This is a genomic window from Streptomyces sp. CBMA123 (genome assembly GCF_014596465.1).
In the GTDB taxonomy this organism is placed as follows: domain Bacteria; phylum Actinomycetota; class Actinomycetes; order Streptomycetales; family Streptomycetaceae; genus Kitasatospora.
This window is the reverse complement of sequence record NZ_MECK01000621.1, coordinates 1-15,304: the sequence shown is the minus strand read 5'-3', so window position 1 is coordinate 15,304 and position 15,304 is coordinate 1. Positions and strand designations below refer to the sequence as shown.

13 protein-coding genes are annotated in these 15,304 nt (G+C 71.9%); 10 read left to right on the top strand and 3 right to left on the bottom strand.

Features of this window, described 5'->3' with window-relative positions:
• Positions 1–497: 497 nt before the first annotated feature.
• Positions 498–1,832 carry an acetyl-CoA carboxylase biotin carboxylase subunit family protein gene (locus tag BG452_RS41180; RefSeq protein WP_188309487.1) on the top strand — a complete coding sequence of 445 codons (1,335 nt, stop codon included), beginning with the start codon at positions 498–500 and terminating at the stop codon, positions 1,830–1,832.
• 99 nt (positions 1,833–1,931) lie between these two features.
• Entirely contained in the window at positions 1,932–3,125 is a 1,194-nt protein-coding gene (locus BG452_RS41175) for an argininosuccinate synthase-related protein (protein ID WP_188309486.1), read from the top strand.
• Between the two features lie 80 nt (positions 3,126–3,205).
• Here the strand turns inward: BG452_RS41175 and BG452_RS41170 are convergent, their stop codons facing one another.
• Positions 3,206–4,135, bottom strand: a complete 930-nt coding sequence (locus BG452_RS41170; protein ID WP_188309485.1) for an ROK family protein — start codon at positions 4,133–4,135, stop codon at positions 3,206–3,208.
• A gap of 121 nt (positions 4,136–4,256) precedes the next feature.
• Between BG452_RS41170 and dcd the strand changes: the two genes are divergently transcribed.
• From dcd to BG452_RS41130, 8 genes are all read left to right on the top strand, one after another.
• On the top strand, positions 4,257–4,784 hold the full coding sequence (dcd, locus tag BG452_RS41165) for a dCTP deaminase (RefSeq protein WP_188309484.1): 528 nt from the start codon (positions 4,257–4,259) through the stop codon (positions 4,782–4,784).
• The gene (locus BG452_RS41160; protein ID WP_188309483.1) at positions 4,781–5,305 is read left to right on the top strand and encodes a dCTP deaminase domain-containing protein; all 525 of its coding nucleotides are present in this window, start codon (positions 4,781–4,783) and stop codon (positions 5,303–5,305) included. Before dcd ends, BG452_RS41160 begins: the two co-directional genes overlap by 4 nt.
• Positions 5,302–6,399 carry a glycosyltransferase family 4 protein gene (locus BG452_RS41155; RefSeq protein ID WP_188309482.1) on the top strand — a complete coding sequence of 366 codons (1,098 nt, stop codon included), beginning with the start codon at positions 5,302–5,304 and terminating at the stop codon, positions 6,397–6,399. The genes BG452_RS41160 and BG452_RS41155 overlap by 4 nt, the downstream gene beginning before the upstream one ends.
• 44 nt (positions 6,400–6,443) lie before the next feature.
• Positions 6,444–6,923 (top strand): HIT family protein, encoded by a 480-nt coding sequence (locus BG452_RS41150; RefSeq protein WP_188309481.1) that lies wholly within the window; start codon positions 6,444–6,446, stop codon positions 6,921–6,923.
• A gap of 146 nt (positions 6,924–7,069) precedes the next feature.
• Positions 7,070–8,371, top strand: coding sequence for an MFS transporter (locus BG452_RS41145; RefSeq protein ID WP_188309480.1), 1,302 nt, complete (start codon positions 7,070–7,072; stop codon positions 8,369–8,371).
• Positions 8,368–9,123, top strand: coding sequence for a class I SAM-dependent methyltransferase (locus BG452_RS41140; RefSeq protein ID WP_188309479.1), 756 nt, complete (start codon positions 8,368–8,370; stop codon positions 9,121–9,123). Before BG452_RS41145 ends, BG452_RS41140 begins: the two co-directional genes overlap by 4 nt.
• Positions 9,124–9,199: 76 nt before the next feature.
• Entirely contained in the window at positions 9,200–10,552 is a 1,353-nt protein-coding gene (locus tag BG452_RS41135) for a hypothetical protein (protein WP_188309478.1), read from the top strand.
• Positions 10,553–10,986: 434 nt separating this feature from the next.
• Entirely contained in the window at positions 10,987–13,548 is a 2,562-nt protein-coding gene (locus tag BG452_RS41130; protein WP_188309477.1) for a collagenase, read from the top strand.
• A gap of 98 nt (positions 13,549–13,646) precedes the next feature.
• Here the strand turns inward: BG452_RS41130 and BG452_RS41125 are convergent, their stop codons facing one another.
• Both BG452_RS41125 and BG452_RS41120 read right to left on the bottom strand, forming a co-directional pair.
• Complete coding sequence (locus tag BG452_RS41125; protein WP_188309476.1) at positions 13,647–14,711, bottom strand: SDR family NAD(P)-dependent oxidoreductase; 1,065 nt, start codon at positions 14,709–14,711, stop codon at positions 13,647–13,649.
• Positions 14,708–15,304: UDP-N-acetylglucosamine--N-acetylmuramyl-(pentapeptide) pyrophosphoryl-undecaprenol N-acetylglucosamine transferase (locus BG452_RS41120; RefSeq protein WP_317621477.1), on the bottom strand; the 597-nt coding region annotated here is incomplete at its 5' end. The genes BG452_RS41120 and BG452_RS41125, both read right to left, overlap by 4 nt.

Sequence of the window (15,304 nt, the reverse complement as noted above, 5' to 3'; positions counted from 1 at the left end):
CCTCTCCCAGGGAATTCCGGCAATCATGCGCTATGCCCGATCCATACCAATCACCCCGATCGCCGGAGTTTCCCGCCGACCGAGGGCAGGTGATCCGACGATCCGTCAACCGTCCGCCGACGAGGGCCCGTCGAGCCTCCCAAGCCCCGGTTCACCTCGTGGATTCGCCTGCCAAAACGGTTCAAACTCTCCCATAACCCTGCACCATCAGTGCGATGTGTAATGTGCCATTGCACATCGCCGACTTGTCATGGACTATGGATCAAGAGCTGCGACGCCACAGTTCCGAAGCCGACCGGGGGGTTCGCTTGTCCGCCGCAACCTGCCGGGCCCGCGACGAGAGACGGCTCCCGCGCACTCCTGAAATCACTCGCCCGGGTATTCGCGAGGGATTCCACGGGGGCGAATTCCCCGTCCCGGTAGTGCCCGTAGCACTGCACTTCCGAATCGACGCATGACCCCCTGCGGCTGGAAGGCCCGATTCCAAAGGAAGCCTCATGTCTGAGAACCAGTCCTCGGCCCTGATCATCGGCGCGGATCCATATTTGATCCGCGCCTGCCTCAGGACCGGAATCAAGCCCGTCGTGGTGTACGGTCCCGGCCTGCACGACTGGGGGTTCATCAGGATCCCGGACGGGGTCGAGGCCGTCTTCGCCGAGGACACCTCCAGCGTGGAGAGCGTCCTGTTCGGCCTGCACCGGGCCGGCCTCGCCGACCGGGAGTTCGACTGCGTCCACACCGGGGACGAATACGCCCTGGTCACGGTGGCGGCCCTGGGCCGGATCCTGGACGCCCCGGTCGCCGTGGACCCGGACACCGCCGTACGGTTCCGGGACAAGTGGCTGCAGAAGCGGGCGCTCGCCGAGGCCGGCATCGAGGTCACCCGATCCCGGCTGATCGAGGACATCCACCACCTGGACCCGGCGACCGTCGAGGAGTTCGGCAAGGCCGTGCTCAAGCCGATCGCCGGAGCCGGCACCAGGAACACCTCGGTCGTCGAGGGCCGCGCCGGGCTGATCGCCAAGTGCGCCGAGTACCGGCGCACCGGCATGCCCCAACGCACCTTCGTGCTGGAGGAGTTCGTCTCGGGCGACGAATGGATCGCCGACGGCGTGGTGTTCGACGGGGAACTCCGCTTCCTGAGCGTGAGCACGTACGGTGAGCCCTGCCTCAGCACGGTGGACTTCAACCGGGCGCTCCAGGTCGAGGTGCTCGACCCGACCGCCGACGCCGCCGCCTACCAGCTGGCGCGCTCGGTCGTCGAGCCGGCTCTGCGGGCGCTCGGCCTCCAGCGCGGCACCTTCCACATGGAGCTCTTCCACCAGCCGGACACCGGACGGCTGGTGTTCGGCGAGTGCGCGGCCCGCACCGGCGGCCTGCTCCAACCCGAGCTGGTGGAAGCCAAGTTCGGTGTCGACCTCGCGGTGGCCGCGCTCCGCTGCGCCGCGGGGGCCGATCCGCGGATCGAGCCCTCGGTGCGCCCCGACACCGTCGGCTCCACCTACCTCAACAACCGCCCCGGCGTCCTGGTCGGCTACCCGACCCCCGCCGAGGTGCGAGCCCTGCCGGGCGTCGAGTACCTGCGGCTGGAACTCCCGTACGGCTTCCGGATGTCGGACGCGCTGGCGAGCACCACCGAGGCCGTCGGCCAGGTCGTGCTGAGCGGCCGCACCCGGGAGGAGTTCCGCAGCCGCCGCGACTTCCTGACCCAGTGGTTCGACGAGCGCCTGCTGGTCGTCCCCGCCCACGCGGGCTACCCCGGACTGCGCCGCTGGCAGCAGGAGAACTGGCCGGATTCCGTCTCCTCCTTCAGCACCTACTCGGACGACTGAGGGCACCCGACGACTGAGGGTCATCCGACGGCTGAGGGCCACCCGACGGCTGTCGCCCGCACCGAACCACGTCCCCGCACCACGTCTTGAAGGACCAGCATGCAACGCCGCCACCGTCTGATCCGCTCCTTCCGCCACCTCACGACCGACGCCCTGCCCGCGGACGCCCCCGTCGTCACGCTCTTCAGCGGCGGGCTCGACAGCAGCTTCCTGCTGCTACGACTGAAGAACGCCGGGTTCCGGGAGGTCCACGCGCTCAGCGTCGACCTCGGCGAGGACGAGACCAGCGAGCAGAAGCGGCAGATCGCCGACGAACTCGGCGTCCGGCTGCACATCGTGGACGGCCGTCAGGCCTTCGCCGACGAGTTCGTGCGGGCCGCCGTCATCAGCCAGGCGGTCTACCTGGGCACCCACCCGGTGAGTTCCACCCTGAGCCGGCCGCTGATCGCGCGGTTCGCCGTCGAGCTGGCGCGGCGCCTGGGGGCGTCGGCCGTCCTGCACACCGCCAACCGCTCCCAGAACACCATGCGCAGGCTCAACGGAGCACTGGAGCTGCTGGGGTTCGACGGCGCCTACGGCAGCCCGTACGACCTCGACCCGGTGAGCCGGGAGGTCAAGAGCCAGGAGCTGAAGGAGGCCGGGCTCGCCCAGATGAGCGAGCGCGTCGTCAGCGGCGACTCGAACCTGTGGTGCCGCGAGTTCGAGTCCGGGATCCTGGACGACCCCGAGCAGCACGCGGTGCCGGAGCAGATGTTCCGCTGGAGCGCGCGCCGGCCCGGCGCCGTGGAGGACGGCATCGAGGTGCGCTTCGAGGGTGGCACCCCGGTGGCGGTGGACGGCGTCGAGCTGCCCCTGGTCCGGCTGATCGGCGAACTGAACCGGCGGGTCGGCGCCTTCGGCCTCGGGCGTTACAGCGGCCTGGAGCACCTCGGCGGAGGTGAGAAGGTCCTGGAGATCCGGGAGATGCCGGCCGCGTGGCTCCTGCTGCGCAGCTACCGGCACCTCGAAACGGCGGTGCTCTCGGCCGAGACCATCCGCGAGAAGATGCACCTGGAGCAGGTGTGGCTGCGGGAGGGGCTGGAGGGCCGCTGGTTCGGTGAACTGCGCGCGGCCGCCCAGTCGTTCATGGACTTCTGCGCCCGTCCGGTGACCGGTTCCGTCCGCTGGCGGCTCACCCCGGGCGGCGCCGAGACCCGGTCCATCACCGCGGACCGACCGCTCTACCTCCGCGACCGGGAGGCCTGGGAGCAGGAGTCCGTGCGGTCCGAACTCTCCGCGCTGGCGGGGGCCTGATGGGCGGTCGGCACCGCGCGCCGGAACCGCCGTCGGCCTGCCGCTCCCGCGTCAGGCCGACGGCGAGGGAACGGAGGCCGTCAACCGGTGCGGGTGTCGAGAAGGTCCCAGGCCAGCAGGCCGGCGCCCAGGCACCCGGCCGCGTCGCCGAGCGCGGCCGGCACGATCTCCGGCATCCGCTGGAAGGTGAGCCGTTCCTCGACCGCGGCGCGCAGCGGACCGAACAGGGCGTCCCCGGCTTCGGCCAGTCCGCCTCCGATGATCACCCTGGCCGGGTCCAGCAGGGTGACGGTGACGACCAGTCCGTCGGCGAGCGCGGCCACCGCGCCGTCCCAGACCTCCCGGGCACGGGAGTCGCCGTCCTGCAACGCCCGGACGCAGTCGGCCGCGTCCGCGCCCGGTCGGCCCGAGGCGGCGGCCCAGGCCCGTCCGACGGCCGCCGCCGACGCGTACTGCTCCAGGCAACCGAGGCCGCCGCAGGCGCAGGGAAGGCCACCGGGGCGAACCGCGATGTGGCCGATCTCGCCCGCGCCTCCGTGCGCGCCGGGCTCGATGCGCCCGCCGAGGCCGATCGCGCCGGCGATGCCGGTGCCGAGGGCCAGGAAGACGAACCGGTCGACACCCCGGCCGGCGCCGATCCGCTGCTCGGCGAGCCCTCCGGTGCGGACGTCGTGGCCGAAGGCGACCGGCACGCCGTCCAGGCGCTGCGCCAGCAGCGTGCCGAGCGGGACGTCGCGCCAGCCGAGGTTGGCCGCGTACACCACCGTGCCCGTGCCGGAGTCGAGGATGCCGGGCACGGCGACGCCGGCCGCGAGCGCGGACTCGCCGAAGCGGCGCTCGCCCTCGGCGCGCAGTTCGGCGGCGAAGTCGAGGACGGACGCCACGACGGCGGCGGGACCGCGTTCACGACGCGTCTCCCGGCTGGTGCGGTGCAGTGGCTCCCCGTCGATTCCGACCAGGGCGGCCTTGATTCCGGTTCCGCCCACATCAAGGGCTATGACGTGTTTCATGGGGAATGAGTATGAAGCCTGCCCGGACATACTGGCAAGCATCCTGGAAAACGGGCCGGAAGAATCCCGTTGACACCCGTCCGCCGCTTTCCCGAACATGCTGGAAGAGTGGGAGCAACTAGTGATCCTGACCGGACCAGAAATCATCGAATCCGCCCACGACGGCAGGATCTCCATATCCCCTTTCAACCGGGACCAGGTGAACCCGAACAGCTACAACGTCTGCCTAGGCGAAACGCTGATCACCTACTCGGGCGACGTCATCGACGCGTACCGGCCCAACCCGACGGACGCCGTCAAGATCGACTCCGACGGCTTCGTGCTGCGGCCGGACGAGCTGTACCTGGGGCACACCGTGGAGGAGGTCGGCTCCGACGTCTTCGTGCCCCTGCTCTTCGGCCGCTCCTCGGTCGGCCGGCTCGGACTGTTCGTGGAGATCACCGCCCCGATCGGGGACATCGGCTTCCACGGCCAGTGGACGCTGATGCTGTCGTCGGTCCGGCCGCTGCGCGTCTACCCGGGCATGAAGATCGGGCAGATCATGTTCTTCGACACGCTCGGCGAGATCGAACCCTATTCCGGAAAGTACCAGGGGGCGGTCGGCCCCCAGGAATCGCGCTACTGGCGGGACAAGTTGGGGCAGACGTGATCCTCACCCGGGCGGAAATCGCCAGATCGGTCGCCACCGGCGATATCGTCATCGAGCCGTTCGACCCGCGCCGAATATCCCCGAACGCCTACGACTGGCGGCTCGGCGACACCATCCGGGTGTGCGACTCCGAACTCGACGCGGCGCATTCCTCGGAATTCGTCGAACACGCCATCCCACCGGACGGAATGGTCCTGGTCCCGGGCAAGCTCTATCTCGGGGTCACCCACGAGCGCACCCACTCCGAGCTGTTCGCGCAGATGATCAACGGCGACCGCACCGTGGGCGCCCTGGGCGTCTGGGTGCACGTCTCGGCGCCGCTCGGCCATGTCGGCCACGCCATCCGGTGGACGCTGGAGATCCGCGTCGTCCGCCCGGTGCGGATCTACCCGGGCATGACCTTCGGGAAGATCATCTTCCTGAAGACCCTCGGCTCCACGGCCAGTTACCAGCACATGGGCCGGAAGTACACCCGGACCAGCGGCATCGACACCTCTCGCCTGTACGAGGAGCTCGCGTGACCATCCTCACCGGGATCGACCTCCCGCCGGACAGCCCGGGCGGCAGCGTGGAGCTGCTGCGCGACCTCTACGGCGGACCGGACCCGCTCATCCCCGCGGACGTCTTCATGCTCGCCCGGGAGAACGCGCCGACGACCGACGGGCACGGCTCACCCGCGCTGCTCCCGGTGACCGGCAAAGCCGTCTCGGGGCCCGACTTCTGGTCCTACGTCGACCGGCTCGGCGCCGCCGTCCGCGACCGGTTCGCCGCCGCCGACCCCACCGTGCTCCACCTCCAGCACCTGGCCTTCGGCGCGACGGCCGCCCTGCAGCAGGTCTTCCCGGACCGGCCGAGCATCGCGCTGGTGCACGGCACCGACCTGCTGTTCGCGGCGGACCACCCCACCCAGGCCGCCGTCCTCCGGGAGACCGCGGCGTCGGCCGACGCCGTCGTCGTCCCCACCACGGCGATGGCGGACCGGCTGCGCCGGCTCACCTCCGTCCCGGCGGACCGGATCGTGCACATCCCCTGGGGCGTCCCCGACCGGCTGCTCGCCGAACGCCCCGCCCGGCCCGGCGACCGCACCGACCGCGCGGCGGGCGCCCTGCGGGTGCTCTACGCGGGGCGGCTGACAGCCGAGAAGGCCACCTCCGGACTGATCGAGGCGGTGACCGGCTTCGACGGGGTCGAGCTCTCGGTGGCGGCTCCCCGGGCGGAGTTCACGGCCCTGGCCGCGCGCTCCGACCTGACCCGGGCGCGCTACCTCGGCTGGCTGTCCCGGGAGGAGCTGTGGCGCGAGTTCGGCCGGCAGGACCTCCTGATCGTCCCCTCGCTCCGGCTGGAGGCGTTCGGACTGGTGACCATCGAGGCGCAGGCCTGCGGCCTGCCGGTCGCCTACCAGCCCGTGCCCGGCCTGACCGAGGTGCTCGGCCGCACCGCGCTGCCGATCGACTTCGGGGACCTCACGGCGCTCCGGGACCACCTCAAGCAGCTCGCCCACGCACCGGAGCGGCTGGCCGGCCTGGCCGCCGCCGGCCTGGTCAACAGCGCGCGCTTCCCGCTGTCCCGCACCGCCACGACGCTCGCCGAACTGTCCGACCGGGTCCGGCGATGACGCCCGCACCGACCGCCGGCCCCCCGATCCGCTGGGAGCCCGCCATGGCGGACCGCACGCAGCCCACCCCGGATGACCACCCACGGCCCGCGGACTGCGTCTTCTGCGCCATCGTCCAGCGGCGCCAGCCCGCCGCCGTCGTCCACGAGGACGAGCTGACCATCGCCTTCCTCGACATCACCGCGGTCATGGACGGGCACACCCTGGTGATCCCCAAACGCCATGCCGCCGACCTCTGGGAGATCACCGCGGAGGACGCCGCCGCGGTGATGGCCACCGTGCACCGGATGGCCGCACGCATCCGCGACGTCCTCGCACCGGACGGCCTGACGCTGTTCCAGGCGAACCGGGAGGCGGGCTGGCAGGACGTGTTCCACCTGCACGTCCACCTGGTGCCGCGGACGGCCGGCGACCACCTGCACCGCCCCTGGAAGGCCGCCCCGGTGCCGCTGGAGCGGCTCTCGGCGACCCGCGACCGCCTGTCCCTGCCGCCCGGCGGCCAGCCGGGCCGGCACCGGGCGTGACGGCACCAGGCGCGACCGAACCGGGCGTGACAGAACCGGGCGCGAGCGAACCAGGCCTGACGGAACCGGGCGCGAGCGAACCAGGCCTGACGGAACCGGGCATGGCGGTTCCCCGATACCGCCGAGGGAAAAGCGAAAGGCACCCTTTGCACACCGATCTCTCCATCCTCCGGGAGCGCTCGTTCCTCCTGCTGTTCTCCGCCCGCTCCGTCTCCCTGCTGGGGGACGCGATCGCGCCGGTCGGGCTGGCCTTCGCCGTCCTCGGCATGCCGGACGGCTCGGGCACGACCCTCGGGATCGTCACCGCCGCGCGGCTCGCCGCCCAGGTCGCGTTCCTGCTCTACGGCGGAGTGCTGGCCGACCGGCTGCCGCGGCACCGGGTGATGGTCTGGGCGGACCTGGTCGCGGGCGCGGCCCAGGGCGCGATCGCGGTCCTGGTGCTGACCGGGACCGACTCGGTGGCCGGCCTGGTCGCCCTGTCGATGGTCGGCGGCGCCGCCACCGCGCTGTTCACCCCGGCCTCCCGGAGCGTCACGGTGCAACTGGTGCCCGCCGAGCGGATCCAGTCGGCCAACGCGCTGGTCCAGCTGTCGATGAACGCCGGCAGCATCGGCGGCGCGGCGCTCGCCGGTGTGCTGGTCGCCCTGTTCGGCGCCGGCTGGGCCCTGGTGGTGGACGCGGCGACCTTCCTGCTGTCCGCGGCCCTGCTGGCCGGTGTCCGGCCGACCGGCGCGGCGGACCGGACCTCGCCCGCCGAGGAAGGCATCTTCTCCCAACTCAAACACGGGTGGCGCGAGTTCAGCAGCCGGACCTGGCTCTGGACGGCGGTGGCGCAGCTCGCCCTGGTGAACGTGTGCATCGGCGGCGGCTTCGTCGTCCTGGGGCCGGTCGAGGCCGACGAGCACCTCGGCGGCGCGTCCGCCTGGGCCGCCGTCCTCACCGCCCAGGCGGTGGGATTCGTCGCGGGCAGCCTGCTGGCCATCCGCCTGCGGCCCCGGCGGCCGTTGCAGACGGCGGTGCTCTGCACCCTGGGAATCGTGCCCTCCCTGATCAGCCTCGCCTGCACCGCGCCGGTCGCCGTCACCGCCGGGGCGATGGCGGTCACCGGCCTGTGCATGAGCCTCAACGACGTCACCTTCCTCACCGCGCTCCAGAAGCACGTGCCGGCGGAGTCGATGTCCCGGGTGATGTCCTACGACGCCTTCGGGTCCTTCGTCTTCCTCCCGCTCGGCCTGGCGGTCGCCGCCCCGATCGCGGACCGCGTAGGCACCGGCACCGTCCTCCTGGGCGCGGCCTGCCTGGTCGCCGCGACCGCGGCCGTCGTCCTCACCGTCCCGGGCGTCCGCACCCTGCCGTACGAGCCGACGGCCACGGCGGGACCGGACCGTCCTGAACCAGCCCCGGCAGCAGTACCGGGATCCATCCGAACAACCGAGGAGGAACGATGACCGACACCATCGAGGAGCAGAGCGGCCCCGGTTCCACGGCGACCCCGGCATCCGCCGGGCCGCCGCGCGACTCGCTCCAGGAGACCTTCGCCCGGATCTACTCCAGCGGGGCCTGGACCCTCACCGAGGACAGCGTCTCCGGGGACGAGGGCGAGGAGGACGGTGAGTCCCGCTCCGGCCTGGGGTCGAACCTGGCCCAGACCGCCGCGCTGCGGGCCGAACTGCCGTCCCTGCTCGCCGACCTCGGAGTCCGGAGCCTGCTCGACGCGCCGTGCGGCGACTTCTTCTGGATGTCCAGGGTCGACCTGGGCGTCGACCGCTACATCGGCGCGGACATCGTCCCCGCCGTGATCGAGCGCAACCGGGCGCTCTTCGCCCGCGCCGACCGCGAGTTCCGGGTCGTCGACCTCACCCGCGACCGGCTGCCCCGGGTCGACCTGGTGTTCTCCCGCGACTGCCTGGTGCACCTCGGCGACGACGACGTCCACCGCGTACTGGAGAACGTCCGCCGCAGCGGCTCGACCTACCTCGCGACGACCACCTTCACCGGGCGGGCCGAGAACGAGGCCGCCACCGAGGCGGGCGGCTGGCGCCCGCTCAACCTCCGGCGGGCGCCCTTCCTGCTGCCCGAGCCGTTCCGGGTGATCGACGAGAGGTGCACCGAGGTCTACCTGACCGAGGAGAACGGCACCCGGGTCGAGCACCGGTTCGCCGACAAGTCGATCGGGGTGTGGCGGGTCGCGGACCTCTAGAGCCCGTCCTCAGGCCCGTTCGCAGGCCCGTCTTCGAACTCCCGCCTCCCGGTTCCCCCCTCACGAAGGAGAAGTCTTGCCCCAGGACCAGCCCCAGGACCGGCCCTCGGCCCTGCTCATCGGCACCGACGCGTACGCGATGCGCGCCTGCCTCCGGAACGGAATCACCCCGTACGTGGTACACGGCCCGCACCTGAACGACTGGGGCTACCTGACGCTCCCCGACGGGGCCGTGGGGGTGTTCGCCGAGGATCCGACGAGCATCGAGAGCATCCTCCTCGCCCTGCGCCGCACCGGAGCCGCCGACCACCCGTTCCGGTTCCTCCAGACCTCGGACGAGGAGGCGCTGGTCACGGCCGCGGCGCTCGCCCGGATCCTCGGCCTTCCGACGGCCGTGGACGCGGACACCGCCCCGAACTTCCGGGACAAGTGGCTGCAGAAGCAGCTCGTCGCGGCGGCCGGCCTGGACGTCGGCGGCTCCTGGGTCATCGAGGACATCCACCACCTGGACCCTTCCGCCGTCCCCGAGTTCGACCAGGCCGTGCTCAAGCCCATCGCCGGGGCGGGCACCCGGAACACCTCGGTCGTCCGGGGGCGCGGCGACCTGATCGCGACCTGCGCGGAGTACCGGCGCCGCGGCGTACCGCAACGCACCTTCGTCCTGGAGGAGTTCACGCCGGGCGAGGAGTGGATGGCCGACGGCGTGGTCTTCGACGGGGAGCTCCGCTTCCTCAGCGTGGGCACCTATCTGGAGCCGTGCCTGACCGCCGTCGACGCCAACCGGGTGCTCCAGCTGGAACGCTTCGACCCGACCGAGGACGCACCCGCCTTCGCCCTCGCGAGGCCGGTCGTGGCAGCGGCGCTGCGGGCCCTCGGCCTCCGGCAGGGCGTGTTCCACATGGAGCTCTTCCACCAGCCGGACACCGGCCGGCTGCTGTTCGGCGAGTGCGGCGCCCGGACCGGCGGCGGGCTGATCTCGGAGTCGGTGGAGTTCAAGTTCGGCGTGGACCTGGGCGAAGCCGCCATCCGCTGCGCGGAGGGGATCGACCCCGACCTCAAGCCGTCCGTCCGCCCGGAGAGCGTCAGCACCCTCTTCCTCGCCAACCGGCCCGGGATCCTGGTCGGTTACCCCTCCCCCGATGAGATCCGCGCCCTGCCCGGGGTCGAGCACGTCCGGCTCGACCTCCCGTACGGCTTCCGGACGGGGGACGCGGTGGAGGACACCACCCAGGGCGTCGGGCAGGTCATGCTGAGCGGGCGCACCCGCGAAGAGGTGGGCAGCCGACGCGAGTTCCTCACCCGGTGGTTCGACGAGCGCCTCGTGGTCGTGCCCGCCCACGCGACCTACCCGGAACTGCGCGGCTGGCAGCAGGCCAACTGGCCGGGCACCGCCTCCACCTTCCGCACCTACGCGGCCCCCGAGGCGTAGCACCGATCCCCCATGCGTCGGAAGGAACCGACCCGTCGGCGGCCTCCGACGCATGGGGGCAGCGCAGCCGCACCACCGGCCGAGGCCGCCGAGGAACCACGGCGGCTGCGCGTCCATGGTGACGGTCCCTCCTCGCGTTCCGTCGGTCCGGTCGGGCCGGCAGGAGGACCTTCGCAGGCGCCGATCCACAGCTGATGCACGGAGCCGATCCGCGGGACGGGGCCGCCAGGGTCACCGTTCATCGGTGACGCGGCCCTTGCCTGGTCCCGGGCCTTGGCGAGCGGGCGGAACCGGCGCCGCGCACACTCTTGCCGTGACATATAACCTGTGACATTGTTCTGACCCTGATTCCGGTGACAGACACACGTCAGCTCCCCCTCCGCCTCGTGGCTGACGCCGCGTCACCTCCCCCACCTCAGGACAAGGACACCGCAGTGCGCCTGCGCCAATCCCTTCCGCTCCTGGTGGCCGCCGCCCTCGCCGGCCCCGCCACCCTGCTCCCCACCCCCGCCCTCGCCGCCTCCACCGCGACCGTCGCCGCCCCCACGGCGCAGGCCCCCACGGCCCACGCCCCGGCCGCGCCGAAGCCGTTCGGCGCCGAGGTCGCCGCCCCCGCCTCCGAGGAGCTGGGCCGCACCGCCGCACCGCTCCCGTCCGAGCAGCTCGGCCAGGCGCTCCAGCCCGCCGGCACGGCCGTCCAGACCACCCAGCACCCGACCACCCCGGCGGCGGCCAAGCACGCCCTGACCGCCCAGGCCGCGCCGGTCGCGGCCGGCTGCACGCCCGCCGACTTCGGCTCCCGCAGCGGCGCCGACCTGGTCTCCTTCGTCCAGGGCTCGACCACGGACTGCGTCAGCACGCTGTTCAACGTCACCGGCACCGACGCGCGCAACGTCTTCCAGCAGTCGCAGATGCTCACCGTCGCCAACGCCTTCAAGGCCCAGGCCGCGAACTACACCGGCGACAACTCCGCGAACCTGCTGCAGCTCGTGCTCTTCCTGCGGGCCGGCTACTACGTCCAGTCCAACAACGCGAGCACCGTCGGCCCCTACGACGCCTCGCTCACCGGCGCCGTCAAGGCCGGCCTGGACGCCTTCTTCGCGGGCTCGCACTGGAAGGACGTCAGCGACGCCAACGGCACCGTGCTCAACGAGGTGCTGGTGCTCACCGACAGCGCCAACATCCAGAGCCAGTACCTGACCGTCTACCAGCAGGTCCTGAACGGCTACGACAACGGCTACAACGCCTTCCCCAAGATGGTGAAGGCCGTCAACGCCGTGCTGTACGCGCCGCTGTGGCGGGCCAACTGGAACCCGGACTACGTCAGCGCGATCGGCGCCGACCCGGGCGTGATCACCGCCCTGGCGAACTTCGCCCAGAAGCACAAGGACCTGCTCGGCACCGCCAACCAGTTCCTCGACGTCAACGCCGGCAACGACCTCGCCCGCACCGCCGGCGACGGCGGCTCCGTCGCGGCCCTCGCCCGGCCGCTGGTCAAGCAGCTCCTCGACGGCACCCCGGTCACCGGCAGCACCGGCCCGCTGTACGTGTACACCGCGTACAACGCCAACCGCTACGACGGCGCGCAGTGCACCACCTACGGCACCTGCGACCTGCCCGGCAAGCTCACCGCCGCCGTACTGCCCAACACCCTGGAGTGCGACAACCGCACCATCCGCGGCGAGGCCCTGTCCGCCGCCGACCTGGCCACCGTCTGCGCCAGCCTGCGCGGCGAGGACGGCTTCTTCCACACCATGGTCAAGGACAACGGAGCGATCCCCGGCCAGTACGGCAAGACCATCACCCTCGCCGTCTTCAAGAACCAGGCCGACTACCTGACCTACTCCTGGGCCATCTACAACAACTCCACCAACAACGGCGGCCAGACCGTCATGGACGTCACCGACCCCAACAACAAGCCCGTGTCGGTGATGTACCAGAAGTCATGGAACGACGGCTTCCCCGCCAACGTGTGGAACCTCAACCACGAGTACACCCACTACCTCGACAACATCTACGACATGAAGGGCAACTTCGGCACCGAGATCTCCGTCCCCGACATCTGGTGGATCGAGGGCGTCGCCGAGTACGAGTCCTACAGCTACCGCGGCACCACCGACACCCAGGCGATGGCCGAGGCCGCCGCCCACCGGTACAAGCTGAGCACCGTCTTCCAGAACACCTACGACAACTCGGACACGGTGCGCACCTACCCGTGGGGCTACCTGGCCGTCCGCTACATGCTGGAGAAGCACCCCGCCGACGTCCAGAACATGCTCGGCCACTTCCGCACCGGTGACTACCAGGGCGGCTACGCGGTCTACAACGGCCTCGGCACCACCTACGACGCCGACTTCGACACCTGGCTGAACGCCTGTGCCGCCGGTGCCTGTTACGCCGACGGCCCCACCGCGCTCTTCGGCCAGTCCGTCGACGGCGCCACCGTCACCCTCACCGACAAGTCCGTGGAGACCAACTCGCAGGCCTCGCTGACCTCCTGGCACTGGACCTTCGGTGACGGCAGCAGCTCCGACCAGCGCAACCCGGTCCACACCTACGCCGCCCCCGGCACCTACACCGTGGCCCTGACCGTCACCGACAGCGCCGGCAAGACCGCCGCCACCCCAGCCTCGGTCACCGTCACCACCGGTGGCAGCACCGCCCTGCCGACCTGCACCGACCCGCGCACCGACGCGCTCGGCCAGAACTGCTCCCGGCCCGACCAGGCCCGCACCGCCGGCGGCCTCGACTACTTCTACGTCTACCTGCCGGCCGGCACCACCACCCTCAAGGTCGCCAGCTCCGGCGGCACCGGCAACGCCTCGCTCTACTACAACGCCGACACCTGGGCCTCCCCCACCGCCTTCACCGCCTCCTCCACCAGCCCCGGCACCGCGCAGACCCTCACCGTCACCAACCCCACGGCCGGCTACCGGTACATCAGCCTGTACGCCAACACCGACTTCAGCGGTGTGACCGTCAGCACCCAGTACTGACAGGCCGGTTGCGGCGCGCTCTCGCCCTCGCGGCGGGGGCGCGCCGCCCGCGTCGCGGGCCCGGGACTTCGCCGTCCCGGGCCCGCGGCACACCGCTCTCAGACCGCGTAGCGCTTCGGGTCGAACAGGTGGAGGTGCTCGGCCACCCAGGCCGAGGTCTTGGCCAGACCCTCCTCCAGCGGCACCTCCGGCTGCCAGCCCGACCACGTCCGGGCCCGGGCGTTGTCGGACAGCAGCCGGTGCACCTCGCTGCCGGCCGGGCGCAGCCGGGCCGGGTCGACCGTGATCTCGACGTCCGTACGGCCGGAGGCGGCGATCAGCGCGCCCGCCAGGTCGCCGATGGAGATCTCCTGACCGGTCCCCAGGTTGACCGCCTCGCCCACCGCGCGGTCGCAGTCGGCCAGCGCCAGGAAGCCGGCCGCGGTGTCGGTGACGTAGGTGAAGTCCCGGGTCGGGGTGAGCGAGCCCATCCGCAGTTCCCTGACCCCGGAGTGGAGTTGGGCGAGGATCGCGGGGATCACCGCGCGGGCGGACTGGCGCGGCCCGTAGGTGTTGAACGGCCGCACCACGGTGACCGGCAGCTCGAAGGCATGGTGGAAGCTCAGCGCCATCATGTCCGCCCCGATCTTCGAGGCGGAGTACGGGGACTGGGGCTGGAGCGGGTGGTCCTCCCCGATCGGCGCGCTGAGCGCGGTGCCGTAGACCTCGCTGGTCGAGGTGTGCAGGACCCGGCGCACGCCGTGGCGCCGCGCCGCCTCCAGCACGTTCTGGGTGCCGACCACGTTGGTGTGCACGTACGCGCCCGGGGAGTCGTAGCTGTAGGGGATCCCGATCAGCGCCGCGAGGTGGAAGACCGTGTCGCAGCCCGCCACGGCGTCCGAGACCCGGCCGGCGTCGCGGACGTCGCCGGCGAGCATCTCGACCCGGTCGCTCCCGAGGTGGCCGGCGAGGTGACCGCGTTCGGCGTACGGCTTGTAGTGGACCAGGGCGCGGACCCGGGCGCCGCGCGCGACCAGCAGGTCGACCAGGGTCGAGCCGATGAAGCCCTCCGCCCCGGTGACCAGGACGGTACGGTCGGCCCAGGCGTCCGTGTTGGTGGCGGCGGTGCCGCTGGCGGCAGTGGCGGTGGTGGCAGTGGCAGTGGCGGCAGTGGTGTCGGTCATTCTGCGAGCTCCGTTTCGAGGGTGGGGTTCAGGTCGTGGGACCGGCCGGCCAGTCGCCGGACCCGGTCGGCCAGCAGGTCGGCGGCCTGCGCGTGGGTCCCCGCGGTGGCGGCGACACTCATGGCGGCCAGCAGGGACGGCTCCGCCAGCAGCGGATCGAGCACGGCGGCGAGGGAGTCCGCGTCGGTGTCCTCGTCGCGCAGGATCCGCGCCGCCCCCGCGTCGGCGAGCACCTTGGCGTTATGGAACTGGTGGTCGCCGGGCGCGTGCGGATAGGGCACCAGCACGGCGGGCACCTGGACCGTGGCGAGTTCGGCCACGGTCGCGGCCCCGGCCCGGCAGACCACGATGTCGCCGGCGGCGTAGGCGAGGTCCATCCGGTCCAGGTACGGCACCGCCTCGGCGACGGCGTCCCCGCCGCTCCCGGCCAGCCGCTGCCGGGTGGCGTCCAGGGCCTGCGGGCCGGTCTTGATCAGCAGCCGGACGTCCGCCCGGCCGCGCCAGCGTTCGGCGAGGCCGAGCGCCGCCTCCGTCAGCCGCTGCGCGCCGAGGCTGCCGCCGTTGAACAGCACCAGCCGCGCCGCGGGCGGAAC

What these genes read in the sequence shown, in the direction of transcription:
- BG452_RS41175 (WP_188309486.1), top strand. Translation starts at nt 1,932, where the DNA reads ATGCAACGCCGCCACCGTCTGATCCGCTCCTTCCGCCACCTCACGACC.
- BG452_RS41180 (WP_188309487.1), top strand. Translation starts at nt 498, where the DNA reads ATGTCTGAGAACCAGTCCTCGGCCCTGATCATCGGCGCGGATCCATAT.
- BG452_RS41140 (WP_188309479.1), top strand. Translation starts at nt 8,368, where the DNA reads ATGACCGACACCATCGAGGAGCAGAGCGGCCCCGGTTCCACGGCGACC.
- BG452_RS41150 (WP_188309481.1), top strand. Translation starts at nt 6,444, where the DNA reads ATGGCGGACCGCACGCAGCCCACCCCGGATGACCACCCACGGCCCGCG.
- BG452_RS41125 (WP_188309476.1), bottom strand. Translation starts at nt 14,711, where the DNA reads ATGACCGACACCACTGCCGCCACTGCCACTGCCACCACCGCCACTGCC.
- BG452_RS41170 (WP_188309485.1), bottom strand. Translation starts at nt 4,135, where the DNA reads ATGAAACACGTCATAGCCCTTGATGTGGGCGGAACCGGAATCAAGGCC.